The 26885-nt window shown below is 36.1% G+C and carries 25 protein-coding genes and 1 pseudogene; 16 read left to right on the top strand and 10 right to left on the bottom strand.

Going from position 1 to position 26885, the window contains the following annotated elements:
• Positions 1 to 20 precede the first annotated feature (20 nt).
• Positions 21 to 1625, top strand: coding sequence for a M20/M25/M40 family metallo-hydrolase (locus tag ACSBRB_RS07305; RefSeq protein WP_435032251.1), 1605 nt, complete (start codon positions 21 to 23; stop codon positions 1623 to 1625).
• Between the two features lie 151 nt (positions 1626 to 1776).
• Here the strand turns inward: ACSBRB_RS07305 and yidC are convergent, their stop codons facing one another.
• Positions 1777 to 2607: a membrane protein insertase YidC gene (yidC, locus tag ACSBRB_RS07300; protein WP_435032250.1), complete on the bottom strand. Its 831-nt coding sequence runs from the start codon at positions 2605 to 2607 to the stop codon at positions 1777 to 1779.
• A 239-nt stretch (positions 2608 to 2846) separates the two neighbouring features.
• Here yidC and ACSBRB_RS07295 point away from each other — a divergent pair, with 239 nt between their 5' ends.
• Entirely contained in the window at positions 2847 to 3665 is an 819-nt protein-coding gene (locus ACSBRB_RS07295; protein WP_435032249.1) for a metallophosphoesterase, read from the top strand.
• Between the two features lie 84 nt (positions 3666 to 3749).
• Here the strand turns inward: ACSBRB_RS07295 and ACSBRB_RS07290 are convergent, their stop codons facing one another.
• The 3 genes from ACSBRB_RS07290 to ACSBRB_RS07280 all read right to left on the bottom strand — a co-directional run bounded on the left by ACSBRB_RS07290 (position 3750) and on the right by ACSBRB_RS07280 (position 7153).
• Complete coding sequence (locus ACSBRB_RS07290) at positions 3750 to 4373, bottom strand: C39 family peptidase (protein ID WP_435032248.1); 624 nt, start codon at positions 4371 to 4373, stop codon at positions 3750 to 3752.
• A 326-nt stretch (positions 4374 to 4699) separates the two neighbouring features.
• Positions 4700 to 5911 carry a putative multidrug effflux MFS transporter TcaB gene (gene tcaB / locus ACSBRB_RS07285; RefSeq protein WP_435032247.1) on the bottom strand — a complete coding sequence of 404 codons (1212 nt, stop codon included), beginning with the start codon at positions 5909 to 5911 and terminating at the stop codon, positions 4700 to 4702.
• Between the two features lie 96 nt (positions 5912 to 6007).
• Positions 6008 to 7153, bottom strand: a complete 1146-nt coding sequence (locus tag ACSBRB_RS07280) for a glycerate kinase (RefSeq protein WP_435032246.1) — start codon at positions 7151 to 7153, stop codon at positions 6008 to 6010.
• A gap of 179 nt (positions 7154 to 7332) precedes the next feature.
• Between ACSBRB_RS07280 and ACSBRB_RS07275 the strand changes: the two genes are divergently transcribed.
• From ACSBRB_RS07275 to ACSBRB_RS07265, 3 genes are all read left to right on the top strand, one after another.
• Complete coding sequence (locus ACSBRB_RS07275) at positions 7333 to 7716, top strand: GtrA family protein (RefSeq protein ID WP_435032245.1); 384 nt, start codon at positions 7333 to 7335, stop codon at positions 7714 to 7716.
• Positions 7717 to 7921: 205 nt separating this feature from the next.
• Entirely contained in the window at positions 7922 to 8794 is an 873-nt protein-coding gene (locus ACSBRB_RS07270) for a cation diffusion facilitator family transporter (protein WP_435032244.1), read from the top strand.
• A gap of 105 nt (positions 8795 to 8899) precedes the next feature.
• Positions 8900 to 9586, top strand: a complete 687-nt coding sequence (locus ACSBRB_RS07265; protein WP_435032243.1) for a 2,3-diphosphoglycerate-dependent phosphoglycerate mutase — start codon at positions 8900 to 8902, stop codon at positions 9584 to 9586.
• A gap of 354 nt (positions 9587 to 9940) precedes the next feature.
• Here the strand turns inward: ACSBRB_RS07265 and ACSBRB_RS07260 are convergent, their stop codons facing one another.
• Positions 9941 to 10045 carry a putative metal homeostasis protein gene (locus ACSBRB_RS07260; RefSeq protein ID WP_107392836.1) on the bottom strand — a complete coding sequence of 35 codons (105 nt, stop codon included), beginning with the start codon at positions 10043 to 10045 and terminating at the stop codon, positions 9941 to 9943.
• A gap of 242 nt (positions 10046 to 10287) precedes the next feature.
• Here ACSBRB_RS07260 and ACSBRB_RS07255 point away from each other — a divergent pair, with 242 nt between their 5' ends.
• The 9 genes and pseudogenes from ACSBRB_RS07255 to ACSBRB_RS07215 all read left to right on the top strand — a co-directional run bounded on the left by ACSBRB_RS07255 (position 10288) and on the right by ACSBRB_RS07215 (position 18079).
• A complete protein-coding gene (locus ACSBRB_RS07255; RefSeq protein WP_435032241.1) occupies positions 10288 to 11736 on the top strand; it encodes an MDR family MFS transporter in 1449 nt (482 codons plus the stop codon).
• Positions 11737 to 11834: 98 nt separating this feature from the next.
• Entirely contained in the window at positions 11835 to 12206 is a 372-nt protein-coding gene (locus tag ACSBRB_RS07250) for a cystatin-like fold lipoprotein (protein ID WP_435032240.1), read from the top strand.
• A 67-nt stretch (positions 12207 to 12273) separates the two neighbouring features.
• Positions 12274 to 12888 (top strand): DsbA family protein, encoded by a 615-nt coding sequence (locus tag ACSBRB_RS07245; protein ID WP_435032239.1) that lies wholly within the window; start codon positions 12274 to 12276, stop codon positions 12886 to 12888.
• Positions 12889 to 13118: 230 nt separating this feature from the next.
• Positions 13119 to 14243, top strand: a pseudogene (locus ACSBRB_RS07240) (metal ABC transporter solute-binding protein, Zn/Mn family); the annotation flags it as partial.
• Between the two features lie 368 nt (positions 14244 to 14611).
• The gene (locus tag ACSBRB_RS07235) at positions 14612 to 15130 is read left to right on the top strand and encodes a YceI family protein (protein WP_435032238.1); all 519 of its coding nucleotides are present in this window, start codon (positions 14612 to 14614) and stop codon (positions 15128 to 15130) included.
• Between the two features lie 184 nt (positions 15131 to 15314).
• On the top strand, positions 15315 to 15785 hold the full coding sequence (locus tag ACSBRB_RS07230; protein ID WP_435032237.1) for an SRPBCC family protein: 471 nt from the start codon (positions 15315 to 15317) through the stop codon (positions 15783 to 15785).
• Between the two features lie 266 nt (positions 15786 to 16051).
• Positions 16052 to 16882, top strand: coding sequence for a formate/nitrite transporter family protein (locus ACSBRB_RS07225; RefSeq protein ID WP_435032236.1), 831 nt, complete (start codon positions 16052 to 16054; stop codon positions 16880 to 16882).
• A 16-nt stretch (positions 16883 to 16898) separates the two neighbouring features.
• On the top strand, positions 16899 to 17447 hold the full coding sequence (locus tag ACSBRB_RS07220; protein ID WP_435032235.1) for a GNAT family N-acetyltransferase: 549 nt from the start codon (positions 16899 to 16901) through the stop codon (positions 17445 to 17447).
• Positions 17448 to 17551: 104 nt separating this feature from the next.
• Positions 17552 to 18079: a GNAT family N-acetyltransferase gene (locus ACSBRB_RS07215; protein ID WP_435032233.1), complete on the top strand. Its 528-nt coding sequence runs from the start codon at positions 17552 to 17554 to the stop codon at positions 18077 to 18079.
• Positions 18080 to 18218: 139 nt separating this feature from the next.
• Here the strand turns inward: ACSBRB_RS07215 and ACSBRB_RS07210 are convergent, their stop codons facing one another.
• Both ACSBRB_RS07210 and ACSBRB_RS07205 read right to left on the bottom strand, forming a co-directional pair.
• Positions 18219 to 18653 (bottom strand): Hsp20/alpha crystallin family protein, encoded by a 435-nt coding sequence (locus tag ACSBRB_RS07210; RefSeq protein WP_059107463.1) that lies wholly within the window; start codon positions 18651 to 18653, stop codon positions 18219 to 18221.
• 54 nt (positions 18654 to 18707) lie between these two features.
• On the bottom strand, positions 18708 to 19085 hold the full coding sequence (locus tag ACSBRB_RS07205; protein WP_435032232.1) for an Hsp20 family protein: 378 nt from the start codon (positions 19083 to 19085) through the stop codon (positions 18708 to 18710).
• A gap of 396 nt (positions 19086 to 19481) precedes the next feature.
• Between ACSBRB_RS07205 and ACSBRB_RS07200 the strand changes: the two genes are divergently transcribed.
• Positions 19482 to 19841: a DUF3139 domain-containing protein gene (locus ACSBRB_RS07200; RefSeq protein WP_435032231.1), complete on the top strand. Its 360-nt coding sequence runs from the start codon at positions 19482 to 19484 to the stop codon at positions 19839 to 19841.
• Between the two features lie 78 nt (positions 19842 to 19919).
• Here the strand turns inward: ACSBRB_RS07200 and ACSBRB_RS07195 are convergent, their stop codons facing one another.
• Both ACSBRB_RS07195 and rsp read right to left on the bottom strand, forming a co-directional pair.
• Positions 19920 to 20267: a DUF4889 domain-containing protein gene (locus ACSBRB_RS07195; protein ID WP_435032230.1), complete on the bottom strand. Its 348-nt coding sequence runs from the start codon at positions 20265 to 20267 to the stop codon at positions 19920 to 19922.
• Positions 20268 to 20400: 133 nt separating this feature from the next.
• Positions 20401 to 22494 (bottom strand): AraC family transcriptional regulator Rsp, encoded by a 2094-nt coding sequence (rsp, locus tag ACSBRB_RS07190; RefSeq protein ID WP_435032229.1) that lies wholly within the window; start codon positions 22492 to 22494, stop codon positions 20401 to 20403.
• Positions 22495 to 23444: 950 nt separating this feature from the next.
• On the opposite strand from rsp, the gene ACSBRB_RS07185 reads away from it, so the two are divergent.
• Positions 23445 to 24887: a sucrose-specific PTS transporter subunit IIBC gene (locus ACSBRB_RS07185; RefSeq protein ID WP_435032228.1), complete on the top strand. Its 1443-nt coding sequence runs from the start codon at positions 23445 to 23447 to the stop codon at positions 24885 to 24887.
• Positions 24888 to 25510: 623 nt separating this feature from the next.
• Here ACSBRB_RS07185 and ACSBRB_RS07180 read toward each other — a convergent pair.
• The gene (locus ACSBRB_RS07180; RefSeq protein ID WP_435032227.1) at positions 25511 to 26686 is read right to left on the bottom strand and encodes an MFS transporter; all 1176 of its coding nucleotides are present in this window, start codon (positions 26684 to 26686) and stop codon (positions 25511 to 25513) included.
• Positions 26687 to 26885 lie beyond the last annotated feature (199 nt).

Genomic DNA, 26885 nt, shown 5'->3' with positions numbered 1-26885 from the left:
AAGACAAGGGGGATTAACGAATGGATGCTTTATGGCAAACACCTGAAACGCGAGAAACGTTATTAAAACGTTTGATTCAACATCATACTGTGACTGACTCTGAGAATGAGCGCACATTTCCATCATTTGTGAAATCATTGTTGTTGGAGCTCGATTATTTTAACGCACATCAAGACCAACTCCAAATCACTTATGCTAAGGATGAGAAGCCATTATTATTAGCGCACTATCGCGCATCGAAAGGATCTAAACGCACAGTCGTTTTAATCAGTCATTTTGATACGGTAGGAATCGAAGACTATGGTATGTTTGAAACCCATGCGATGTCACCAGACGCGCTATATCAAGCTTATCTTGAACATCCATCTTATTTAGATTCACAAGCGCAGATTGATTTAGAAAGTGGCGACTATTTATTTGGACGTGGCAGTATGGATATGAAAGCCGGACTCATGTTACATATGTCACTGCTTGAAAAAGCGAGTGTTGAAGCGTGGGATGTGAATCTTATATTAGTTACTGTACCGGATGAAGAGGTATACTCTTCAGGAATGAGAAAGGCTGTTGATGCATTGGCAACCTTAAAAGAGAAGGAAGGCTTAGATATCCAACTTCATTTAAATAGCGAACCGACGATGCAAGAAGATATGTCTTCAGACGATCATTATGTCTACAGTGGTTCAATCGGTAAAATGATGCCAGGTATCGTGTGCTATGGGAAAGCTACACACGTCGGTAATCCGTTAAGCGGATTGAGTTCGAATTACATGATGAGCTACATCAATCAAGCTATCGAATATAACCGTGCATTCAGAGAAACGTATGATCAAGAAAGTACACCGTTACCTGTTTCGTTAATGAATAAAGACTTAAAAATACATTATGATGTGCAAACGCCGTTTATCTCAGTCGGTTTGTATAATGTGTTTTCATTTAAACGATCACCAGAAGCGGTCTTTCGTTTATTTAATGATGAAGTCATTTCAGCGGTCGAACGTTGTGAGCAAGATTGGCTCACTTTGTTAGAAAATGAAGATTTACCTTTTGAAGGTAAGATCAATGTGCTTACGTTAGAACAGTTGAAAGGTTATGCGATACAACAGTTTGGGGAAAGTCAAGTTGAAATGTGGATTGAGGAAGCAATCGATGAGATACCAGAGCTTTTCTACCAAAATCTACATATCGCTAAACAGTTGTTACAACGTTGTAGTGACATTACTCCAGCTGTCGTGACTCTATTTGCTGCGCCTTATTATCCAGCGGTCAATGCTTCAGAGGATCCTCTTGCTCAAGGTATTATTAAGACAGTTCAACAGACGTTAGAGTCACAGTATCAAAGACCAAGTCATCACGTGCACTGCTTTAATACAATCAGTGATTCAAGCTATGCACAACATCAAGCGGATCAGACGTTAGGCGAAACGTTTAAACGTAACTGTGCCAACTTTAATCGCACGTATCACTTACCTTTTGAAAGTATTCAACGTATCAGTGCACCGACAATTTTGTGTGGTCCCGTAGGTAAAGATGCCCACAAGATGGGTGAACGTTTGCATAAACATAGCGCGTTTGTAGAGTTACCACATGTATTAGAAACAATCATCACAGAACACTTCATTAAATAGTAAAATGCGTAGATGAACGGGTGGAAGTAAAAGATTATAGTGAAAAAGAGGTTTGGAACTGTACTGCACCCCAAAAGTTAGATTTTTAGTCCAACTTTTGGGGTGCGCATCAAACATATCAGATCCAAACCTCTTTCCTATTTCAAGTAAGTCAGTCATTTGATGCTGCTTCTTCATCAGACATTTGAATAGGGTGGTTATCTCGGAGTTGCTGAGCTTCTCTGACAGCGACTTTATGATAGTGACTGTGCGCAAAATGCATTTGAATGATTAAGAATAACCCACTGAATGTCCAGTATAGACCCAGTGCAGATGTTGAATGAAGTGCCGCAAAGGTAATGAAGATGGGTGATGCGACCATCATGAAATAATAGGTGCTGCGTTGAGATTTAGGATAATGCATCGCATTCACTAATGGTTGAATGAAATACATGACAGCTGCGATCAAGGTGATAGCGAGATCAGGTTCCATCAAGTTAAACCACAAGAAGTGGGGACGCTCAATAATGCCACCTTCTGAAGGATAGCGTAATGCAGCGACGAGTCCGAGGATAATCGGTATTTGAATGAGGATAGGTAGGCAACCCACTAAACCTTTCCAAGGACTGATGCCATATTTACTGTACGTTTCAGTCAGGGCACGATTCGCTTGTTGTCTTTCTTCAGGTGTTTTTGCGTCTTTTAATTTTTGATGCATTTGATCTAACTCAGGCTGAACTACTTTTGTTTTTTCGCGTGTAATGTGCATATTTTTAGTCTTGATAAGCATAAAAGGGAGTAAGATGAATCTGATAAGAAGCACCATGATAATGATTGCCAATCCATATTGTTCATTGAATAAATGACCTAGAGTATGTATCAGTTGATCTATCGGTTGGACGAAAACATGATAAAAAATGCCAGTGCGATCTTCTTCTCTTGAGTAGTCACAACCTGTTAATATGAAAGATAAAAACAGGATTCCTATGATGAGTTGCTTCATTTATATCATGCCTCCACTTTAAATTAAGAACAACCATACTGTATCATAATTCATTTCGCGCAGTGTTTCGGTGTGCCACACTGTGCGAAAATCATGCCAAAGTGTAGGTTGATGGATGTCTTTCGTGAAGTATTGAGGGATGGTGCATAGAATAATGAAGTGATTTTGAATCGTTTTGAAGTGATAAAAAAGAAGATTTTTTTAAATCATATGGAAGTGCGAATGAAAGAAGGATAAATATGAGAATCGGAGCTATCGCAGACTTGCACGTGGATCGTCATGAATCATTGGAACCCAGAGATTATCTCATGAATTTAATAGAAGTAGCTGAAGCACAACAACTAGATTTACTAATCATTGCAGGGGATATCTCCAATACGTTCGAGCTGACGCATAACTTTATAACTGAGTTTCAACAATCGTGTCGCATCCCAATACGTTTTATACCAGGGAATCATGATTATTGGACTTCAGAAACGCATACGTCTTCTCAAGAAATTCTCCAGCGTTATATGGAAATGGAAACTTGTTTAATGACTCGACCATACATGATCAATGAAAACTGGGCGATTGTTGGCAACACCGCTTGGTATGATCATCGATATGGGAATCATGAACGATTTTCAGAAGCGCGCCTAGACCGAGGAAAGTTTAAAGGTGCGACCTGGCAAGATAAGGAAAGAATCAATTGGGAATATAGTGATCGTAGTCTATCACAACGCGCAGTAGCCCAAGCACGAGAAGACTTAGAACAAGTGCGTGATAAACAAATTATCTTAGTGACGCATATTGTCACACATCCACGTTTTGTGGTACCCACACCACATCGTATCTTTGACTTTTTCAATGCTTTCATTGGTACACGTGACTTTGATGAACTCTATCAAGACTTTCCAATTCGCTATAGCATTATGGGACATGTCCATTTTCGAAAACAAATCGAAGAAAAAGGTGTTCGTTATATATGTCCCTGTCTAGGGTATCCAAGACAGTGGCGAACACCACATATTTCCCGAGAAATAAATGATACGCTAGCGATCATAGAGCTAGAAGATTAAAATGTGCTTTACTCTATATTGTGACCGCACACTCAAGCGTTAAATCACTTCGAATCTTCTCAATAACAACAAGCATGCGATATTTTATTGAGGCGCAGGCACATCAATATAAAAGCTCATTCGACCTGCTGCATCAAAACTGCGTTGTAATTGTTGTTTAGGAATTTTATTGCGTTGAAGTCGACCTGGGAAGACAGCAGGGACATGGAGCTGATCACAAAGTTGAGCCCATAATGGATCGACATAATAATAGTATGGGTCATCAAATCCTGTGAGCACTGTAATATGAATATTCGAGACCAACTGTTCTTGATGATGATCAATTTTGAAGCGTTGTTTCACTGGACGTTTAGCTCGTGAGGTAGGATAGATAACGACAGGCTGACCTTGTTTGAGTACGTCTTCTAATTCAGTTAAAGATGTACCAGAACTATCTTTAACGCGCGGTGTAAAACGTTTTAAATATGGCACAAAAGCAGTAGGGAAGATGGTTTGATGATGCCCTAATTTGATAAATGATTGATGGCCCACATAGCCTTTACGTGGGTTGTTAGGATGTTTAGGCCAATGTTTCATGATTTGTGTGGCTTTCACATCGATATGATTATATTGCAGAATCATCGCTGCATATACACCTTCACATCCCATTAACATAGGAATAGGGAAGAGTTGACTGATGGGTTTTACAGGTAGTTGAATTGCGCGCATGGCGTCACCTCCAAATCATTACTCGTAGTATATACTGAATGATTCAAAAATGCACGATTAAGCACAACGCATTGAGGTTATTTTCGCTACGAAAGCTTACATTCACTTTTTTAGGGAGTTTCTCTACAAGTGATACCTAGTTGCCGTTTTTTCATGGACCTTACTCACATCCTATTGACTTTTTTACGACCTTAAAATAAAAATCCCAACTTTGCTTTTTTCGCAAAAGTCGAGATGTGTAAAGCATCTATCAATATACATAGTAAAACACCTCTTATATAGACGAATCATCTACATAAGAGGTGTTTGTTTTTAATGTTCTCTAATTATGCGACATACGTATTAGATTTATGAATATTACGTGTTAAGAAGACTTCTAATACGATGATTAAAATAGCTGTAATAGAGATAACGATTAAGTATGGTGTGGCACTTGCTTCCCCTTGTAAACCTACAAGTGGAGAAATCGTACCGCCTAAAATAAATTGGAATAAGCCGAGTAGACTGGCTGCATTCCCGTTACTACCTGTACGTGCTTCAATCGCAAGGGCGAAGCTTAAAGGTCCAATACCTGTTACTGGACAAACATTAAGTGTGAAGCCGACAGATAACAACCATACTGGTAAATCGGCGACAATCACAGCGATGATTAATGCAACACCTGTTAATTGGACGATAGTGAGTAAGATCATTAAGAAGTTTCGTGGTACGTATTTAACGACGAATGCCACGAGTTGGCTCATTAAGATTAAGCCAATCCCATTAATGGACATTAACACACTAAATTGTTGCGGCGTCATATGATAAATATTTTGCGTGATAAATGGTGCTGCAGATGCAAAACAAAATAGCATTAAATATGTTAAACCTTGTAGCATCATCGGCATTAAGAATCTCGGTGTTTTTAGGAGTAAACCGAAATCTTTAAATACGCTTCTGAAGCTGACACGATCTGATGTATTTGTTTGTGTTTCTTCCATTTTTAAAAGTGAGAAAATAAATATCACTACGCTAATCACTGCGAGGAATATGAAGATCGTTCTCCAGTTCCCTATACTCAAGGCATAACCACCCAGTAACGGTGCTGCTATTGTAATAATACCGTTAACGACGAGTAGTGATGCAAGGGCTCTGGCTAGTGTTCTTCCTGTTTCAGTATCACTGACGCTTGCTTTAGCGATAACGATCGCGCCACCCCCAGTTAGACCTTGGGTAAAACGTAAAGCAAGTAGGAAGCCAAGCCCTGACGTAAATGCGGCAATGGCTGTAGCCACTGTGTAAACAGCGATTAGAATGAGGACAACTTTCTTACGTCCGAATATATCGGATAGAGGTCCAAAGATAAATTGACCGAGCGCTAATCCAATTGTCGCGAAGGACATAGTGAGTTGGACACGAGATGTCGTTGTACCCAAATCGTCTTGTACGTTCGGTAACGCGGCACTAAACATATCAATGGTTAGTGGACCGAATGTCGTCATGACACCGAGTACAATGATGACCATTAGCGACAGATGCTGTTCTGAATGACTTTTCAAAAGTGGAACGCTCCTTTCAAATTGAGATACGTCCCATTATAGCATTTTTCTGAGGGATTGTAATTAAAATTTTTTCAAAGATAGTAGCTTTCAGATTTAAAATTTTAAACTCAATAATCGTGCAATATTTTCCGCAGTGCTTTCGATAAATTGTGGTCCGTTTAATAGGGCATCTTTGAGTTCGGTCGGCGCATTTAAGATGCTAAAGACACTATCTATACCATGTTGATATACAGCTTCGTAACCTGTTCCGATACTGCCACAAATTGCGATCACCGGACAGTGGAAAGGATGAGCACTTTTCGCCACGCCAATCGGGGTTTTACCATAAATCGTTTGAGAATCAATCCGTCCTTCACCTGTAATCACTAGGTCAGCTTTAGCGACATGTTGAACGAAGTGCGTTTCTTCTAACACGAGCTCAATCCCGTTGGAAAGTGTCGCATCAAGGAAGGCAAGTAACGCAGTACCCGTGCCACCTGCTGCCCCCGCACCTGGTCGATCTTTCACGGAAATATGTAATTGTTGCTCTATAATGTCATGATAATGACTAAGTGCGCCTTCTAAGCGTGTAAAGTCTTGCGCGTTTAACCCTTTTTGAGGGCCGTAAACTGCAGTGGCTCCACGTTCACCTAATAGAGGATTGGATACATCACTAGCGACGGTAATTTCAACCTCGGCTAAACGTGGATCCATCAATGTTGTGTCTATCGTCGTAAGTTCAGATAAGTGTATGCCACCTGCAGGGAGTGGCTTGTGCTGTGCATCAAGGAAACGTACCCCTAATGCTTGCAACATGCCAACGCCACCATCATTTGTAGCACTCCCGCCTAGACCAAGAATGATACGTTTCACATCGTGGTTTAACGCATCTTGAATCAATTGGCCGGTTCCAAATGTAGTCGTATAACGTGGGTCACGTTCGTTTTCTTTGATTAGATCGAGTCCTGACGCTGCTGCTAATTCGATGACAGCAGTTTGTTTCGACGTTGATAAGCCGTATTGCGCTTTGATTGTTCGATTTAACGGATCTTTGACTTCAACGGTTTGCAGTGATGCATTTAAAGCTTCTATTAATACGTCTGTCGTTCCTTCGCCACCATCGGCCATCGGTATAATCGTATACTGAGCGGGTTGTTTAAACCCTTTTTCAAAGCCACGTTGAATCGCTTCTGCAGCTTGACGCGCGGTCATACTCTCTTTAAACGAATCGGGTGCAATGATAATATTAAAAGGCTTCATATTTTTTCATCCTCTCGTTAGATGATACAATTGATTGATTTTGATCTCTGTTTAATTGTAGTATAATTGCTCAAGTAAAAATATAGAAAGCGATTATGAGAAGTGGTTCATATTAAGAAAAATGACAGATATCATGAATAAAAAATTTAGAAGTTCGGATATAGAGGAGTCAACGGGTAATGAAATTAACCAAGACACATTTTGAAATCATTAAATTTGTTATTGTAGGCGGTATAAACACATTAGTACATTATAGTGCTTACTTGTTACTGCTCAAGATTATTGGGATACATTATATGGTGAGTTATGTAATTGGTTTCCTCATCAGTTTTGTCATCTCTTATTTCTTAAATTGTTATTTCGTTTATAACGTGAAACCAACGTTACGTAAATTCATACAGTTCCCAATTACGCAGGTCGTCAACATGGGATTACAAACCGCACTATTGTATGTGTTTGTGAATTGGTTCCACGTTTCACCGGTGATCGCACCATTTATTGGTATCGTAGTTTCTATTCCTATCACCTTTGCATTATCAAAATATATTTTACGAGATAGATAAAGTACAGGTGATTCAATGCTTCCTATTAAATCTGGCTTAGCGATGTCAGGTTTAATAGGTTTTTTTATGTCTAATTCTCGGATTAGGGGTAGCTAAAAATAAGTTTGGGTAATATTCATTTAATAATTTTGTTATATTAAAATATTGTAATTGAGTTTCGTATGGTTCATAATAGTATTCCAAACTAAAAAAGGTGGTGAAAATGATGGACCAAACAGCAAAATTAAAACTCGCACAACGCGGGGCTTATATTAGTTTAATCACTTATATATTACTTTCAATCATGAAATATAGTGTCGGTTTTATTTTTGATTCAGCAGCTATGCGTGCAGACGGTTTGAATAATATGACAGATATTATCGTGTCTCTTGCTGTCATTATCGGCCTTAAGATTTCAATCATCCCTGCAGATAAAAACCACCCGTACGGCCATTTGAAATCCGAAAATATTTCTACATTAGTCGTTTCGTTCATCATTATGTTTGTCGGGATACAAGTTGTGATAGAAAATGTACCTAGACTTTTCACCCATGAGACACACGTGCCAAGTGCAATCACTATATACACGAGTATTTTAAGTGGAATTGTGATGTTACTTGTTTACATTTATAATAAACGGCTCGCAGCTAAAACGAAAAGCAGTTCTCTAAGTTCAGCCGCAAAAGACAACCTATCTGACGGTCTGGTCAGTATTGGTACTGCAGTTGGATTGATTTTCACACAATTTGGCCTACCTATTATCGATACGATTTTAGCTGTCGGTTTAGGTCTACTCATCGTTTACACTGGTTTTGGCATCTTTAAAGAATCTATTTTCACATTGAGTGATGGCTTTAATAAACAAGAACTAGAAGCATATAAAGAAGAGGTGGCTCAAGTGGACGGGGTCATCAGAGTACAAAGTATCAAAGGGCGCTATCACGGTAGTAGCGTCTTTGTTGATGTATCTATCATTGTTAAATCAGACATTACATTAGAAGCCGCGCACCAAATTTGTGACCAAGTTGAACGACATATGCATAAAGTCGGTGTCACTTCGATCTACGTTCATCCAGAACCAGATTCCATGTTAGAATAAGGGTATGCTTCTTATCGCTAGCTATTTGAATACGATTTGTCGTAAAGTAACGATAGGGATATTGCATATTTAAATTGAATAGAGTAAATAGAAAGAAGGTATAACATGCCAAGACTTATTCTTTGTAGACATGGTCAAAGTGATTGGAATGCGAAAAATTTATTTACGGGTTGGGCTGATGTCGACCTTTCAGATCAAGGACGTGAAGAGGCGATTCAGTCAGGACAAAAATTAAAAGCACAACATATTGATATTGATGTTGTTTTCACATCATTGTTACAACGTGCGATTAAAACAACGTATCACTTACTTGCAGAGTCTGATCAATTATTTTTACCTATTCATAAAACATGGCGCTTAAACGAACGTCATTATGGCGGATTACAAGGGTTAAACAAAGATGATGCACGTGAACAGTATGGGGAAGATCAAGTACACGAATGGCGTAGATCATACGATACGAAACCACCTGCTCAAAGTGATGAACAACGTGAAAGTTATTTAAATGATCGAAAATATGCGCACCTTGATCGCCGCATTTTACCAGAAGGTGAAAGCTTAAAAGATACGCTAGATCGCGTTATACCGTATTGGAATGACCAAATATCACAACAACTTCTAGACGGTCGTACAGTATTAGTTTCTGCACATGGTAATTCATTACGTGCGCTTATTAAATATTTAGAAGATGTATCTGATGAAGATATTGTCGGTTATGAAATTAAAACAGGTGCACCGTTAATTTACGAATTAGACGATGCGCTACAAGTTAAAGATAAATATTATCTATAATGGAAGAAAGTCGCACGAATAGTTAAAATGGAGTGACGTGCGCATTTAAAGAAAGAGGTTGAGACTTTATCGTCCCGATCTCTTATTTTTGTGGTAATATATGTAGATACGCTTATATGAAAGGTTGTATCATTTTTAATTGTATACATAAAAAATACACCTGACCTTAGACTATCAGGTGTATGAAATCATTTTAATAGGCTCAGTGCTGTTGTGGACATCAGTAAAGATACAACACGTTTATTAAAATGAATAAGGAAAGTAAGACTAATTAAGCTATTTGCTTTAAAGTTGTATGTAAATAGCTAGTGACAAACAAAAGTAAAAATGATTGTTGATACAAAGTGCGTTAGGTTATTTATTTTTTTTATGTTGTTTAATGATCTTTAATGCGCGCTTACGCGTTTTAATGTTAGGGCTACTTAAATTGCGACGCGCTGTTGGTAAATCGTTCTTCATAAATATACCTCCTTTGTATCCTAAAACGTATTATGCACTAAAAGTGATGATTTGTAAATAGGAATGACTACGATTTATTAAACTTTTTTTATCGAATTGAGTTGATTAGATGTAAGTTGTTTAAGGTAAATGTATAATGTATCATTGCTCAGTTAGTCGTTTGACCGTTTCGAACGCGTATAATGCTATGTTGCACTGAGATAGTTTAATCGATAAAACTTAAGAGGAAAGGATAAGTAATTATGACATTGAAGACGAAATTAATCATGATCGTAACAATGCTTCTAGGTGACTTCTTTGGATTGTTAAATGAAACCCTCTTAACTACAGCTCTACCTAGCATTATGAAAGATTTTAATATTGATTTTACCCAAGTACAGTGGTTGACGACAGCCTTTCTATTAACGAATGGCGTGATTATTCCTCTATCAGCGATGGTTATTCAACGCTTTTCAACTCGACAATTATTCCTGTTTGCTATATCTATTTTCTTCATTGGGACATTAATCGGTGGATTTAGTCCTAATTTTACGGTGTTATTACTAGCCCGTATCGTACAAGCGATGGGTTCAGGAATTATGATGCCGCTCATGATGACTACAATATTAGATATTTTCGACCCAGATGAACGTGGTAAATATATGGGTATGTTTGGATTAGTCATCAGTCTTGCACCTGCGATTGGACCGACGTTATCTGGTTACTTAGTCGAGTACATTAATTGGCGTGCATTATTCCATGTCGTAGCACCGATCGCAGCACTGACATTCTTAGCATCCTTTTTCTTCGTGAAAAATGTAGGGGTGAATAAAAAAGAACCGATTGATTTAATTTCTGTCGTGTTATCTGTACTCGGATTTGGTAGTTTACTTTATGGTACAAGTTCGATTACAAGAGATGGTTGGAATGAACCGATTGTTTTAATAACGATCATCGGTGGTGTGATTTTAATCACGTTATTTGTCATCAGACAAACACGTTTAACTTCACCCCTTTTAGATTTTAGTGTGTTTAAAAATGGTCAATTCAGCATCGGTTTAATTGTGATGTCGCTCGTAATGATCTCACTCATCGGATCAGAGACGATTCTTCCTATGTTTGTACAAACGATCATGGGTGAATCTGCATTGAACTCTGGTTTGATTTTATTACCTGGAGCGATCGTCATGGGCTTTATGTCTGTCATCTCAGGATTCTTATTTGATCGTTATGGCGCTAAAATCTTAGCGATTATCGGTATGTTCGTCGTAGTTGTAACGACGTCTTACTTTATCTTTATGGGTAAAGACACATCTACTACAGTGCTTACGACGGTATATGCGATCCGTATGATTGGTTTAGCACTTGGTCTAATGCCATTAATGACGCATACGATGAACCAATTAACGCCTGAAATGAATGCACACGGTTCTTCAATGGTTAATACTGCACAACAAATTTCTGCTTCTATTGGTACAGCGATTTTAATTACGATTATGAGTCATGCGACTCGGACATTCTCACCGACAATGAGTGATTACGAAGGTATGAGTAAACAAGCAATGACAGCTCAGATTAAACAAGATGCACTCATTAATGGTTATCATGCTGCATTTTGGTTTACAGTTATCATTGCTATAGTTGGTTTTGCATGTGTGTTTATGCTATATAATAAGAAAAAAGCCGATAAAACATTTAAAGTTTACGGATAGAAGGGTAAGAGACAAACCTTAAAACATTTTGACGCATCAAGTATGATTAGTGATATAATTTATAATAAGTATGATTGATTAGTTTAGGAGAGATTCGTGTGAAGAAATTATTGTTCACCCTCATTGCTGTATCTATCGTGATGGTGGGTTGCAGTAGCAGTAAATACGCAGATCAAATTGATAAAGCCATAGATAAACAAGAAAGTTATCAAAAACAATATGCGAAAGAACATCAAGGTGATGTGGATCAATCATTTGATAAAAAAGATGCGAACATCTACGTATTTGAAGAAGGGAAATACGTTATTATTGCATACAAACCTTTTAAAGATGATGAAGAAATCCACTATTACACATATCATTTTAAAGATGATAAACCTGAATACGTAAAAGATTTCAACACACGTGGTTATGTGCAAGAACATGAACCAGATTATCAAGAAGAAAATATGAAAGATGGCAATGATTAGTTGAAAGATACGCTTATGTCGAATCAATGTTAATTGAATGAAAAACACATTGAGACAAGGAGATTTTATGAAAAAGTTAATAGCCCTTTTAATGATGATTAGTATGACGGTATTACTCGCAGCATGTGATGAAACATCAGACTCAACACAGCAAGCAGAAAAGGGGTCAAACGGGAAACCTAAAATCGTTGAATACGGTGATTTTAAATGCCCTTATTGTAAAAAAGTAGAAGACCAAGTGCTGCCTCAGTTAAAAAAAGACTATATCGATCAAGACAAAGTCGATTACGAGTTTGTGAACATGGCTTTTTTAGGCAAGGATTCTATCATTGGTAGTCGTGCAGGTCATGCAGTGAAACAAGAAGCACCTGAACACTATTTAACGTTTCAGCACTTGATGTTTGAACAACAACCAGACAACGAAAAGCCATGGATTACAGAAAAATTAGTAGACGCACAAATCGATGAACTCGAAATATCTTCAGCTTCCAAAGCACGTATTAAAGATAATTATAAAGAGAAGAATAGCAAAGCTTGGAAAGCTGCCAAACAAGATCAACAGCGTGCTGAAGATCAAGGTATTAAAAAAGCGCCTACAGTGATAATCGAAGGAGAAACGGTCGATGATCCGTATCACTATAAATCATACCAGGAAAAGTTAGACGAAGCATTAAAGAAATAGTTTAATGGTTAAAGATCGAAATCACAATTTGGATTAGAGATGAATGATGTGCTCGACTTGTAGAGCATAGTCAGTTAAAGATGACGTCTCATAAAATCCAATGTGTTTCGATCTTTTCTTATTTTATTGCGTTGTAAAGAATTTTTAAAAATAATAAAAAGGTATTGTAATTTCGGGAGAACATCTGTATAATTTTAAATCGTAATAATTACGGATGGAGGTCGAATGAAATGAAAAAAATATTTTCAGTGATTGCGCTTACGCTCGCAATGCTTTTCTTATTTACTGCATGTGGTAATGGCGATTCAGACGAAGGCACTAAAAGCGACAGCGGTAGCGATAGCAATAACAAATTAACAGTGAATACAACTGTTTATCCTTTAAAATCATTTACAGAACAAATCGGTGGTAAACACGTAGATGTGAAATCTATTTATCCAGCAGGGACAGATTTACATACTTATGATCCATCACAAAAAGATATTGTAAACGCTAGTAAAGCAGACTTATTTATCTACACTGGTGACGATTTAGATCCAGTTGCTAAAAAAGTAGCAGATACAATCGATAATGATGATAAAAAATTATCATTACAAGCTGGACTTGATAAAAAAGATTTATTAAAAGATGAACATCATCACGACCATGAACATGGTGACGACGAACACGGCCATGATCACCATGAAGATGCGGACGAAGAACATGATCACGACCATCATGAAGATGCAGACGAAGAACACGATCATGATCATCACGAAGATGCAGATGAAGAACATGATCACGAACACGAAGATGGTGAAGAAGAACATCATCACCACCACGGTTTATATGACCCACACGTTTGGTTAGATCCTAAATTAGACCAACAATTCGCTAAAAACATCAAAGATGAATTAGTAGAAAAAGACCCTGACAACAAAGACTACTACGAAGAAAACTACAAAAAACTAGATAAAGATCTTAAAGACATCGATAAAAAACTTAAGGATGTAACTGACGGTAAAGAAGACAGCAAAGTGTACATCTCACATGAATCTATCGGTTATTTAGCAGACCGTTACGGTTTTGAACAAGAAGGTATTCAAAATATGAATGCTGAAGATCCATCACAAAAAGAATTAACAGATATTGTTAAACAAATTAAAGATGAAGACGCTAAATATATCTTGTTCGAAGATAACGTAGAAAACAAAGTAACAGACGTCATCCGTGACGAAACTGATGCTGAACCATTGAAATTCTACAACATGGAATCATTAACAAAAGAACAAGAAAATGATGATGATCTTTCATTCCAAAAATTAATGAACAAAGATATCGAAGCACTTGAAAAAGCTTTAAGCGGCGATAATAAATAATTAGCGAGCTACTGAAAATGTAGTTCAAAGCGCAACATTAAGCGAGGATGACTTCTCAGGTTATGAAATGAACTTGAAAGTCACCTCGCTTTTTGTTTTTTAAATAAGTCTTCTTAATATTTTGTAGCCTCCTTTACTCCCAGTCTAAAACGCGTAAGCAATATCATATATTTGTCTAGAGTACGTTTAACCGGGTATGTCATAAAGTGAAAGATAGATAGGAATATATCGATTGAAATAAATCTATTTTAAAGTTTCTGTCACTCGCATTTTAAAGGTAAAGGAAGCAGCTAAAGCATAAAATTTGATATAATCATTTAACTTGGTATACTAAATATATCAAATAATTCGAGGAGGTCTTGAATATGACTCAATTTAATTTCGATCCAGCACACTCATCTGTAGACTTTTCTATTAAACACTTAATGATTTCTAATGTAAAAGGTAGATTTGAAGACTTTGATGCTCAATTCGAAGGAGACATTAATGACTTATCAACGCTTAAAGGTACATTCACTATTAAAGTGAACTCTATTGATACACGTGATCAAAATCGTGACGAACATCTATTAACTGATGATTTCTTTTCAGCAGAACAATATCCAGAAATTACATTTGAAATTGAAAAAGTAGAAGAAAATGCGGTAACTGGCCAACTTACTATTAAAGGTGAAACACATGAAGAAACATTTGATGGCCAATTTGAAGGTGTCAGCAAAAATCCTATGAACGGTGCACAAACTGCTGGTTATACTGTAAACGGTACAATCGACCGTGAAAAATATGGTATTACATTTAACCAAGCACTTGAAACAGGTGGCGTCATGCTTGGTAAAGAGGTTAAATTCCAAGTGAGCGTTGAAGCGGCATTAGAAGACGAATAAGCGCACGATTCAATTTAATCGTAACAAATAAACGGAACAGGTGAATGTCACCTGTTCTTTTTTGTTTAAAATAAATTATTTTGATCATTGACTCCAATTTTAACTTTAAATATTGGTGTTCCATCTCTATTCATGTGAAAATAATCAACGATATAGATTTTTTCAAGAATGGGAGCGTAGAAGTATGGCAATCGAACAACAACAAAATAAAATCGTTTTTACTAGAACGTTTGAAGCACCTGTACAAGCAGTCTACAAAGCATATACTGACCGTACACAATTTGAACAGTGGTTCCATCCAGAAGGGGCTACGACAGAAGTTTATCAATTTGATGTTAAACCAGGAGGCAGAGCATTTTTCGCTATTAAAGCACCTCAAGGCACGAGTTATACCGTCATGAAATATAACAAAGTCATTCCACATCAATTCATTGACTATTATGATTATTTTGCAGATGAAAAGGGCAATGTAGATAAAAATATGATTGGCATGCATAATATAATCGAATTAAAGGACTTATCAAATCATACAGAGTTAACTTCAACTGCGGTATTACCGACAGAAACAGCTGCTAAAAAACTACTTGAAATGGGTGTGGAAACAGGCATGGAAAGCACATTTGATCATCTTGAACAGTTACTTGCACATAAGTAAACTGACAGCCTAAGTAGATCTTTTTACCAAAATAACAAAGGTAATGGGCGTTTCTTTCGCATGTAGAAAGCGCGCCCTTAGAATTCTGAGTAAAAAAGTATGAATAAATATCGAAACCATATTGCCACAGTGACAGAGATATAATATACTATCTTTAACTATAGTATACCTATCATTTAACTAGGAATTAAACAGCCTACATCAACGTAAAATCTTTCCTAGTTACTTGTGGTATGCCAATGATAAAAGTTAAAGGGGATGAGTATATGCAAGTCACGAATCACAAGCAGGTAGAAGATACATACATGACGAAAGGGGTCGTCTCACAAATCCTCTCCCAAGTCCAAATGAAAGATGTGATGTATAAACACACGCCTGGAAGGGCAGTGTTAAAAGCCATCATGTCAGGTTTCTTTATCGGGATCATGACTGTTTTCATGTTAGTTGTAAAGGCTCAGTTAACAGGACTTAATGAAGGGGTCGTAAACTTGATTGGTGCGATTTCATTTAGCTTGGCACTGGTATTAATCGTATTAACGAATGCAGAATTGCTGACGAGTAATTTCAGCTTTTTGACCATGGGATATTATTATAAAGCAATCAGTTTGGGACAAATTTTGAAGATTGTTGTGTACTGTCTCGTGTTTAATCTCGTCGGAGCAATTATCGTATTTGGTTTAATGACATTCACACCGATCATTAATTCAAATGTGGTTGATGCGATTACGAAAGTGGTAACCGCGAAAACAGTCGACTCAACATGGTATCATATTCTTGTAAAAGGTATTTTCTGTAATTTTTATATTAATATTGGTATATTGATGTCACTACAATTTAAAGATGGTTTAACTAAAGCCTTCTTCTTAATGAGTGGTGTAACGATATTTGTATTCATGGGTTACGACCACATAGTTTTCAATACTGGTTTATTTGCAGGCATGTTATTCTATAATGCTGGTGATGCCGATTTATTACATATTTTTAAAAACCTCGTGTTTTCATTTATTGGTAATTACATCGGTGGCGGTATTTTTGTAGGTTTAGTTTATGCGTATTTAAATGGTAAACGTGATCAATATATAACCGAAAATAAATAAAAGGAGGTCACGGGTAATGTCATTTCGCATTCGAGTAGCCGAGTCCAAAGATGCGGAAGCACTACATGCATTGATGCACGAAGCATTTACTCCGTTGAGGGAAATGGGGATTGATTGGTCCTCAGTGAACGCGGATTTAGATATGGTGAGACGTAATATGGAAAAAGGAACGGTTTTCGTATTAGAACAAGAAGAGAAAATCATTTCTACCATTACAGTACGCTATCCTTGGATTGGACAACGTCGTAATTCGATGTATCCATTTCTATGGTGGTTTGCGACAGATCCTGAATACGGCGGCCAAGGCTATGGAAGTGAATTACTGACGTATGTTGAAGAAACTTATCTAAGAGATACACTCAAAGTACCTGCAGTGACGTTAGGTACCTCAGCCAAAACACATCCATGGTTGCTTAAAATTTATCAACATCGCGGCTATGTCGTCTATCATGAACGTGAGCGTGATGATGGTGATATCAACGCATTTATGTATAAAGTGCTGATTCCAGATCGTTTTAATAAAGAGGTACTTGGCACACCACCCCCTAAAAAAAGAAAGTCTTAAAGTAGAATCAAATCGATTGACTGAAGCGGATGTACACAATAAGGTTATGAGTGTAATTGACTCTGACTGGCTTTGATAAAGAGAATCTTAGGGGGCGTGAAATGATGTCTGATATCCATATTCGAGTTGCGAATCAAGATGACTCAGTAGAAATACAACAGTTAATGTACGAGGCCTTTACACCATTGAGAGAAATGGGCATTCAATGGCCATCTGTCAATGCGACAGTAGAGATGGTAGAAGATAATATTGAAACGGGAACTGCATTTGTATTAGAAAATGGGCAAGAAATTATATCTACGATTACTGTACGTTATCCGTGGGAAAGTGAAGATCGGGTTTCCATTTATCCGTTTGTATGGTGGTTTGCGACAAAACCTTCTTATGGAGGTCAAGGTATGGGAAGCCGACTCCTCACTTATGTAGAAGAGACATTTTTAAGAGATACATTGAAAGCACCCGCAGTGACGTTAGGTACCTCTGCGCGTAAACATCCATGGTTGTTAGATATTTATCTACACCGTGGTTATGAGGTTTATAAAGAACATGAAAGCGATGATGATGTAGGGGTATTAATGCGTAAAGTATTGATCCCAGATCGTTTCGATGAAAAAGTGCTCGAAGAACGTTAGGTTATCATTGCTTATCTTTTTAGGAAAAACGAGGGTGTTTTTCATTTAACCTTTATAAAATACAAAAATAGCCGACAAAGTTTCGAACTTTGTCGGCTTTCTTAAGGGATAAAATGAATAAATTATGATTTTGCTTTAATTAGTCGATTTGAATGTTGTGATTTGTACGTTTGTCTGCTTCGATTTTAGGAAGTGTAATGTTCAACATTCCGTTTTCGTAAGAAGCAGAAATGTTATCTTGATCTACATCATCGAATGAGAATTGACGGCTCACGTTGCTAAAACTACGTTCTCTGTGGATGACACGGCCGTTTTCATCTTCTTCTTTATTATCTACTTCTTGTTTACCTTCGATAGTTAAAACATTATCTTCAAAGTTTAAGCTGATATTTTCTTTAGACATACCTGGTAATTCAGCTTCTACAACATATTTATCATCTAATTCTGTAATATCTGTTTTGATAGATTGGTTACCTGGAAATTGTCCAGCAAGTTGACGTCCAAAATCTTTAAAAAAGTCGTTAGGATTAATATCGAAAAATGAATTGTTAAAAGGTCTCATTTCAAAGCCCATGATATATCTCTCCTTTAATAATAATAGATTAGTATATTGAGTTACATTTTATGATTAGTCTATATTGATTTGTGTTTTAATTTGTTTTTTAGGAAGTGTGACAGTTAATATACCGTTGTTAAATGTTGCACCAATATTTGCTTGATCTACGTTTTTGAAAATAAATTGTCTTTTTCGTGCGACGTTTTTACGTTCTTTTAATATATATTGTTCAGCTGTTTCATTAGAGATTTCTTTAGGTTCATTACTAATAGTTAATACATTTTCATCAAAATCGATGGTTACTTGATCTTTGTCGATACCTGGAAGTTCAGCTTCTACTTGGTATGCTTGATCTGTTTCGTATACATCAGCTTTAAACTGACGATCAGTTGTAAATAATTCATCTAATAAATCAAATGGAAGATTGCGATTTAAAGTATTTTCAGTCATTGCTGATCACCTCTCCTTTAACGTTACAATTACATTATATATCGAAGGTCAAAGAAAGTCAATATCAAAATTTGATTATTTTTGACTTTTTGAGATAAAACTTATAAAACCTTGCTATGACGGCGTTTGAAATGGTAAAATTCGTCAAAGGTCAAATCAAATCATCTCTATTTATAGTCTTTAATCGTCAAAATTTAGCTTGAATAACGTCTTATTTATTACATTAACGCATGAGTAGAAGTTAAACATGAGATGTAAGATATCAACTTGCGTCTTAATCTAGCGACTATTTTGTTACAAACAATGAATTACACTTTAATAATTGGGTTTCATCCGTCATAATAGAATGCATGTGATTAACTTAAAGTACGTAGAGCGGTAAAAGGAGAAATAGAATTGAAAACATTTTTAAAAGTATTAGGTATCCTGTTTGTATCATTAATTATAGCAGTGCTCTTTTTCTTTGGAATGCGTACGTATCAAGGGCATAAAAATTTAGAACTTGTAGATAAATATCTAGAAGAACAACATTTATCAGATCAAGTTGAAGCTGAAGAGCAAAAATATAGTGCTAAAAAAGGTCTATTTTATAAAGAGATCAAGTTTAAAGATGATCCAGATAAAACTTACGTTGTACAACCTGTAGCAACGTACGAAGGTATTGTTGTCCAAGGCTTTGATGATGAAACGAATAAAAATATCAAAAAAGCCAAACATAATAAATTCGATCCAGACTATAAACCAAAAGATGATTAAAAAAATAGCCTCTCCCTTAAACCTATGTGATGTAATAGGAAGGAGAGAGGCTTTTTCTTTATATACTATTTTTACCGTTTAATGAGCATCATGACCATGCATGTCATGAATTTTCATCATAAGACCGTGAGGCACGTCGTCGTGTTTAACGACTTCCATTTTCTTAAACTCAGAATCGTTTTCTGTTTTCACTAATTTTACGAAATCACCTTGTTTCGGTGAGAAATCATCTTCTGTCGGTAATTTCACATTTTCTTCGATTTCGTGACTTTCTTCGCTGATCACTTTATCAGCGGTTGTACTGTTTTTCATATATCCATAATAGGTTTCTTGTCTTCCACCTGTAATCATCATAATGACGAGTACAATCGATACAATGAGCATGACTCCGATGAGTACTGCTGCTAGTCCTTTACCTTTTTTCATTTTAGATAGCTCCTTTTTGTATACTATCTCGTTTATAAATGATTTTTCTTCAGAAAGCAACGAAAATCTGTCTAATGATTCCAACAATTACATATTTGTGACAACTTATTGACGCTGAAAATATAAACTCAAACTACGATTCAATCGCACTGATGCGCACATATTTGAGCGCAGCTTGTTCCAAGACGATATCAAACGAAAGTTGATTTTGTGGCACGACAGTCACTTCCGCTTTCGGTCGATTGGCTTGTTTTAAATACGTTAATATTTCCTTTTCAATCGCATGAAGGTTTAAATGATCGGATAAGGTGTGTTCGATTGTACCATATGATGCATTCAGTGTTTGTATGAACAGCATTAAACTGTGGTCACTCGCTGGATAAATTTTAAAACGATGTAATTGATTCGGTTTTAAATGCTTTTCATTGTCGTTAAATAGTAATAAATGATACATATCATCCTCGTAGGCAATCATATACTGTTTGTGCACTGCAATCGGCTTATCATAAAAAGGACGCAATAAACTATAGACATGTCTCAACGGATGATATAAACCATAGTGATTGACCAATGCAACGTCTTCCGTATGATGTGAATAGAGTGCATAGCCAAGATTAATGTCTGACATAATAAATTGTAAAAATGGTCGCATCATTGTGGGTAACGCATTCTTTTGACCAGGTGTAGGATCATTTAAGTCTTGGTGCGTCATATTTATGTAGGCGATACGTTCAGGTGGTAACTTCAAAGATGAAATCAATGTGCTTATTTTATCAAAAGCAGTTTGAGATGATGTTGATTCTATAGAAAGTTGATGTAAGAATGGGCTGTCGATAAAATAGTAGTCCATCTTCAAGCGGTTTAACATCAAGCGTGCTTCTGTCATATTTGTCGTTTGAGATAAGATGCCATTTAATGTTACAGCAAACTCAATCGCAGGATATTTTTGTTTCAGCTTAGTATAAGATAGGTGAATGTCTTTTTGTGTCATGTGTTCCGTATCGAAGAGTAACATAAATTTAACTTTTGTCTTATGAGTTAAGTAACTCGGTTTATATTTTAAAAATTGAGCGATTAAGCGTTCAATCAGTTCGAAATCTTCGACGGAATGGATAGTGACAGTCAGACCAAATTGCTTATTGAATAATTGATCAATCGCATCATTAATCATGACAAAATGAATACTATCTTGGGTTAATCCTTCTGTATGATGGATTAACAGGTAAGGGTTGGGTAACATCGACGTTTCGATGGTTTCTAACGCATTGATGTTTTGTTGATAGAGTGAAATGAAATTATTTAATGTGATAAATGTCTTAGTAGTAGGTATGCGTTCAACTAATGATTGTGTAGCTAATTCTATATTGATGTGTTGGTAATGGATTGGGTTACTGTATGATTTAGACTGAATTAACTCCAGATAAGGTGTGATATCTTTATTGCGTAACTCGAGATGATATTTAAGACGCCCCTCATACTGTGCTCGATAAGCAGTGGGGGTTAAGCCAACATATGATTTAAAGTGTTTTAAATAACTTGTATTACTTGAAAAACCTGAGCACTCAGCCACCGCATGGACAGTTAGCTGTTGTTGAATGAGTAGAGGGATCGATGCAGCAATTTTCAAGCTTGAAAGATATTGTTTGAAATTCATACCAATATGATTCTTGAATAATATAGAGATATAAGACGAAGAGATATAAAAATGTTGTGCGACTTTCGTTGAAGTAATCTTTTGATGTTGGTGTGCCGAAATATAATCTGTGATACGTGTTAAGACATCACTCTCAGATTGATGGGTGGCCACGTAATACGTATTTTGGCTAATAAACGCTTCTTCAAACAATAACAGGACAATATCTTTGAATAACGTATCATTACTTTGACTGGTGGCTTGTGTAGTTTGAATAAACGTTAATATTGTGTCTTGTAAATAATCGACGGAATGTATAAGTGAAGCATCAAAGTATCCTTCAAAGACATCGGGGTGGGTCTCATACAATGTCGCTAACGTAATATTGAGCTCGATGACATGTGCCCCTTGATGGATTTGATATAGATCGCTGTGATTAATGATCACCATCTCGTTAGAGAGCGTTTGATGCTTGCCGTTGATTGTAATGTCTAGTGAAAGTTCTAAACTGAATAAAAGTTTGATTTGTCCGATACATCGTTTTGTATTCGTTTGTAAATGATCATGAATTTGTATATTATCTATTAATTTCATTGTTACGGTAAATCCTCAATTGCATTGTAAATATATTGTTAAGATTAGATAGTATTATACAACAAATTTTGATGAATTATAATGCCTAAAATATTAAAATTAAAATTATGAAAAAAGGGAAACCATCAGCAATTTAATATTGCACACTATTAAGTAGATATAATTTATAATTTTTGGAGACATATCGTAAAAATTGAGTACTGTTCAAAAAATGAAATTTGGTAATAATAAAGGTAGATTTTGATGATACTCAACGTAAGTGTTTAGGTTATATAAGTCGTTTGAGTGAAGTAGATTTTTAAACGAGTGAGTAACGTTAAAATCTAAAAGATCGTGTTGAAGATGAATATAAGTTAGCGCTTTTATATAGTGTTACAATGCTGCTTAGTATATTAATTTTGCGCATATTCCCCTGAGCTGATTAAAATGATTGAGGATCACTGCTCATCTCCAATGTCTTAAAGTCCGTCAAACTCATCAGAGATATGGTATACGTATATAGAAAGTCGCTACGCATGGGCATAAAATGATGTGCAGCTACACGCATAGCTAAGATACACATACATTTAAAATGAGGTTGTCTTTTAAAACATTGTGAAATCCACGCCAATCAATGCCATTCTTCCAAAAAAGCAACTGTTTTAACAACCATCATACCCTTTTATGGACTTAGTGGTTAGGCTATAAACAACCAAGAAATGTATACTCCTATAATTAAAGATACGTGAGCCATGCGCGATGCAAATTAATCAAAAAGCGGTCATGTAGCGCAACCTAAACACTTACATTTTAAATAACAAATATTAGAAAATAATTTGGGACGAGCTGATATCAATAACGTGAACATTGTTTAACGTGCACGAATTCACTATTGCGTTCTTGAGTGGAACCGGTTACAATTATGTTAAAGTATTTTGGAACCGGTTCTATGGTATTGAGGGGGCAACCCGATGAACTATAAAAAGTCAGCTGAAGAGATACTGCAAGCGATTGGTGGTAAGGATAATATCCACTCTATGACGCATTGTGCAACACGACTCCGACTCGTGTTAAATGATGAAAGTCAGGTGGATGAAGCGGCACTATCCGAGATGGAAGTCGTAAAGGGCACATTTTCTACAGGTGGCCAATACCAAATCATCATTGGCTCAGGGACAGTAAACAAAGTTTATAATGAGCTTGAAAAGGTAGCAGGTAAAGCAGATACGTCACACGAATCCGAAGAAGAACCACAACGCAAACAACACATGAACCCGATACAACGCTTTGTGAAATTACTTTCTGATATCTTCGTTCCTATCATCCCAGCGATTGTAGCTGGCGGTTTATTAATGGGATTGAACAATATCTTAACGGCACCGGGTTTATTTTACGATAAACAATCTTTAATCGAAGTCCATGATCAATTTGCTGGCTTAGCTGGTATGATTAATATCTTTGCGAACGCACCATTTACACTCTTACCGATACTCATCGGTTTTAGTGCCACCAAGCGCTTTGGTGGTAATGCATTCTTAGGTGCGGCACTCGGTATGATTCTCGTGCATCCCGATTTGATGAACGCATATGAATATCCAAAAGCACTCGAAGCAGGTAAAGCTATACCGCATTGGGATTTATTTGGCTTGAAGATCAATCAAGTGGGTTATCAAGGTCAAGTCTTACCGATGCTCGTTGCTGCATACATCTTAGCTAAAATAGAACGTGGTTTACGTAAAATCACGCCGACAGTTTTAGATAATCTCTTAACACCGTTGTTGTCTATTTTTGTCACAGCATTCTTAACGTTCTTATTTGTTGGACCAATCACAAGAACAATCGGTTATTGGATTTCAGATGGTCTAACTTGGTTATATGATATCGGTGGTGCCATCGGTGGTTTAATCTTTGGCTTGCTCTATGCGCCAATCGTGATTACAGGTATGCATCACAGTTTCATTGCGATAGAAACACAGTTAATTGCCGATAGTAGTTCTACAGGCGGTTCATTTATCTTCCCAATTGCGACGATGTCTAACGTAGCACAAGGGGCAGCTGCACTCGCTGCATTCTTTATAGTGAAAGAAAATAAAAAACTCAAAGGGGTTGCTTCAGCTGCAGGTATCTCAGCACTCCTTGGTATCACTGAACCAGCCATGTTCGGGGTTAACTTGAAACTACGCTATCCATTTATCGGAGCAATCGTAGGTTCAGGTATAGGTGCTGCTTACATTTCATTCTTTAAAGTTAAAGCGATCGCCCTAGGAACAGCAGGTATTCCAGGATTTATTTCAATCAGTGCTACAAATGGTGGTTGGTTACATTATGGTATCGGAATGGTTATCGCATTTGTGATCGCCTTTATCGTAACTTACGCCTTGTCATATCGTTCTACTTATAAAAATGAAGCATAAACAATTTAGTAGATCAGAAAAACACGTGATTTAATAAGCTGTTGCTTATCGAATCGCGTGTTTTTGTTTGTCTCTTCAACTTTTATGGTGGGTTAATGTCACTATGTTAAGTGGCGTTCAGTAGATTACTTTTTCGTTTTCGCGTTCTAGAAAAAGTCATGAAGAAAGCGTTTAGAATTTGAGCAAAATTGCTTTTCAAGTCTTGTCGAACTGTGACGGTATTTGCTGAGAAGTCTGCTTTAGTAATGCTGTCTATGTATACGAAACTGATATTTTAAATATAGACGCCTTGTGTGAGTGAAGTACAGAAATCTTTAAAGAGATTTCGTAGTACCACCCTGCAAAGGGGACGAGTTTTGAAACAAGCTTAAGTAAGCGTAGTTTCATGGCAGACCAGTACTGCCAACTAATTATTTCATCGTTCTACACTTTGAAATAGTGGATTTTCGACTTCGGCTCTATTCCTCAGGAGTCTCAATCGCTTAGATATGAAATATAATTTGAATGAGAGTAAAGTTTAAGCTTTATTCTAGATATTTGGATCTAGCTCCAAATATCTAGAACAACTATAACAACTAAATTAATACTTTAGTAATTATGAGTGACTAACTTAAAATTGAAATTTACGGCTTAAATTTTATGATCCTTTTTGTAAGCGAATTTTTGATATAAAAAAATAATGGAATGATAAGTATTAATGCGCAGAGTAAAAAAGTATAGCTATAACCCACTTTACTTATGATAAATCCAAAGATGATCCCGGATAATATTTCTCCCATCGCTCCAGAAGCACCATTTATTGAGAAAATTGTAGACATACTATTGGTCTTGTTTGCCATTTCTCGGTTAATAATACTATTGATTAGTGTATTCATAAGATCATCTATTATCGTAATTAGTGAAATACTTATTATTGACAATAATTTTTTCCCGAATAGTAATATAATAATCAAAATGATAGTTATGAAAGTAATTATACTACTAAATGTTTCTGGAGATTGATTTATATTTTTATCAAAAGTTGAAAATATAAATAAAGTTACGAGTAAAATACTTCCACCTATTGTTGTTATTAAACCAAAGTAAATTTCATCAACTCTAATAGTCTGTAAATAGGGTTGCCAATACCTATCTAAGGTGTCTAATACAAAAGCAAAGAAAAAACTTGCTATTATTATATTTAATACTCTTTTATTATGAACCATCATTAGTATAGACTCTTTTATTATTGTAAAAATAGAATGATGTTTTACTTGTTTCACAGGTAACTTATTATCACTAACACATATAATTAAATACAAAATAAGAATTATAGATATAACCCCTGCTAAAATAAAAGGAAATTCCGGATTTATCTTGTATAAGATACCAGATAAAGGGGAAATGATAACAATAAATAAAATAAATAACTTTGTATTATTGAATAATTGCTTTGAAAAATGTGCTTCACCGACTTGATAACTAAGCCAAGCCTCAAAAGTTCCAGAAAACATTGTTTCCGAAAGGGTCCATGTGAGTAAAAGTATAGTTAAAAGTACTATATTTGAGGAAAAGGGAAATATCATCCAAGATAAAAATAAACAGACGAAAGATATTAGTAAATTAAATTTTACTCCTAATTTATCAGCTATCGCTCCAGAAGGTATTTCAAAAATAAATTTCATAACCTCAAAAATAGTACCAATCAAACCAAGAAATAATAAATTATAGCCAGAATTATAAAGAAACAAAATCCAAATCGGAGAGTAAAGTCCAATGATACATCCCCTAAAAATAGAAATAACATAAAAGTTTCTCATAAGTTTTTATACAACTCCCGAATGTATTTGGCCTCTGATTTTTGATGTTCAAACATGTTTTTTAACAATTTGTCATAACATAAACAATCTGTATAATTTAACAAAATAGTTCTCCATTGATTAAAATTATTTATAAAAATGAAGGCATAGGTACAAACCTACCCCCTGTAAAACTTGCTTAATGATCTTCCATAGCAGC

Source organism: Staphylococcus auricularis (assembly GCF_051172115.1).
In the GTDB taxonomy this organism is placed as follows: domain Bacteria; phylum Bacillota; class Bacilli; order Staphylococcales; family Staphylococcaceae; genus Staphylococcus; species Staphylococcus auricularis_A.
The sequence above is the reverse complement of the archived record's forward strand: the minus strand, read 5'-3'. Positions and strand labels throughout refer to the sequence as shown.

What these genes read in the sequence shown, in the direction of transcription:
- ACSBRB_RS07305 (WP_435032251.1), top strand. Translation starts at nt 21, where the DNA reads ATGGATGCTTTATGGCAAACACCTGAAACGCGAGAAACGTTATTAAAA.
- yidC (WP_435032250.1), bottom strand. Translation starts at nt 2,607, where the DNA reads ATGAAGCAACTCATCATAGGAATCCTGTTTTTATCTTTCATATTAACA.
- ACSBRB_RS07295 (WP_435032249.1), top strand. Translation starts at nt 2,847, where the DNA reads ATGAGAATCGGAGCTATCGCAGACTTGCACGTGGATCGTCATGAATCA.
- ACSBRB_RS07290 (WP_435032248.1), bottom strand. Translation starts at nt 4,373, where the DNA reads ATGCGCGCAATTCAACTACCTGTAAAACCCATCAGTCAACTCTTCCCT.
- ACSBRB_RS07280 (WP_435032246.1), bottom strand. Translation starts at nt 7,153, where the DNA reads ATGAAGCCTTTTAATATTATCATTGCACCCGATTCGTTTAAAGAGAGT.
- ACSBRB_RS07275 (WP_435032245.1), top strand. Translation starts at nt 7,333, where the DNA reads ATGAAATTAACCAAGACACATTTTGAAATCATTAAATTTGTTATTGTA.
- ACSBRB_RS07270 (WP_435032244.1), top strand. Translation starts at nt 7,922, where the DNA reads ATGGACCAAACAGCAAAATTAAAACTCGCACAACGCGGGGCTTATATT.
- ACSBRB_RS07265 (WP_435032243.1), top strand. Translation starts at nt 8,900, where the DNA reads ATGCCAAGACTTATTCTTTGTAGACATGGTCAAAGTGATTGGAATGCG.
- ACSBRB_RS07260 (WP_107392836.1), bottom strand. Translation starts at nt 10,045, where the DNA reads ATGAAGAACGATTTACCAACAGCGCGTCGCAATTTAAGTAGCCCTAAC.
- ACSBRB_RS07255 (WP_435032241.1), top strand. Translation starts at nt 10,288, where the DNA reads ATGACATTGAAGACGAAATTAATCATGATCGTAACAATGCTTCTAGGT.
- ACSBRB_RS07245 (WP_435032239.1), top strand. Translation starts at nt 12,274, where the DNA reads ATGAAAAAGTTAATAGCCCTTTTAATGATGATTAGTATGACGGTATTA.
- ACSBRB_RS07235 (WP_435032238.1), top strand. Translation starts at nt 14,612, where the DNA reads ATGACTCAATTTAATTTCGATCCAGCACACTCATCTGTAGACTTTTCT.
- ACSBRB_RS07230 (WP_435032237.1), top strand. Translation starts at nt 15,315, where the DNA reads ATGGCAATCGAACAACAACAAAATAAAATCGTTTTTACTAGAACGTTT.
- ACSBRB_RS07225 (WP_435032236.1), top strand. Translation starts at nt 16,052, where the DNA reads ATGCAAGTCACGAATCACAAGCAGGTAGAAGATACATACATGACGAAA.
- ACSBRB_RS07220 (WP_435032235.1), top strand. Translation starts at nt 16,899, where the DNA reads ATGTCATTTCGCATTCGAGTAGCCGAGTCCAAAGATGCGGAAGCACTA.
- ACSBRB_RS07215 (WP_435032233.1), top strand. Translation starts at nt 17,552, where the DNA reads ATGTCTGATATCCATATTCGAGTTGCGAATCAAGATGACTCAGTAGAA.
- ACSBRB_RS07210 (WP_059107463.1), bottom strand. Translation starts at nt 18,653, where the DNA reads ATGGGCTTTGAAATGAGACCTTTTAACAATTCATTTTTCGATATTAAT.
- ACSBRB_RS07205 (WP_435032232.1), bottom strand. Translation starts at nt 19,085, where the DNA reads ATGACTGAAAATACTTTAAATCGCAATCTTCCATTTGATTTATTAGAT.
- ACSBRB_RS07195 (WP_435032230.1), bottom strand. Translation starts at nt 20,267, where the DNA reads ATGAAAAAAGGTAAAGGACTAGCAGCAGTACTCATCGGAGTCATGCTC.
- rsp (WP_435032229.1), bottom strand. Translation starts at nt 22,494, where the DNA reads ATGAAATTAATAGATAATATACAAATTCATGATCATTTACAAACGAAT.
- ACSBRB_RS07185 (WP_435032228.1), top strand. Translation starts at nt 23,445, where the DNA reads ATGAACTATAAAAAGTCAGCTGAAGAGATACTGCAAGCGATTGGTGGT.
- ACSBRB_RS07180 (WP_435032227.1), bottom strand. Translation starts at nt 26,686, where the DNA reads ATGAGAAACTTTTATGTTATTTCTATTTTTAGGGGATGTATCATTGGA.